Origin of the sequence: Aequorivita sinensis (assembly GCF_006346335.1) — a bacterium.
Taxonomy (GTDB): Bacteria; Bacteroidota; Bacteroidia; order Flavobacteriales; family Flavobacteriaceae; genus Aequorivita; species Aequorivita sinensis.
Genome location: NZ_VDMC01000069.1, coordinates 1 through 512, shown reverse-complemented (window position 1 = coordinate 512; position 512 = coordinate 1). Strand labels below are relative to the sequence as shown.

Sequence of the window (512 nt, the reverse complement as noted above, 5' to 3'; positions counted from 1 at the left end):
AGGTACTGCACACGTTGGTTGAACTACATCAGCAGTTGGTGTGGCTGGTGCATTTGGTACATCATTAATCGTTACAGATAAAGCTGTAGAAACACACGTAGGATCTGAAGTGTTTCGAGCCGTTACACTATAAGTACCAGCGGTTAAGTTAATAAAGTCTACGGAAGCCTGATAGTTCGTGCCATCAATACTGTATTCATATCCTGCACCTAATGGTGAGGTAATTGAAATTTTACCGCTAGGTGTTTCACACGTAGGTTGAACTACGTTAGCAGTTGGTGTGGCTGGTGCATTTGGTACATCGTTAATCGTTACTGATAAAGCTGTAGAAACACACGTAGGATCTGAAGTATTTCGAGCCGTTACACTATAGGTACCAGCGATTAAGTTAATAAAGTTTCCTGAGTCCTGATAGTTCGTGCCATCAATACTGTATTCAAATCCTGGTCCTAGTGGAGCTGTAATTGAAATTTTACCTGTTGGTACTGCACACGTTGGTTGAACTACATCAG

At 41.6% G+C, this 512-nt stretch carries 1 protein-coding gene; it reads right to left on the bottom strand.

The window, feature by feature from the left end:
- A partial coding sequence (locus tag FHP04_RS14555; RefSeq protein WP_218937267.1) for a hypothetical protein occupies nucleotides 1-512 on the bottom strand: 512 nt, incomplete at both ends.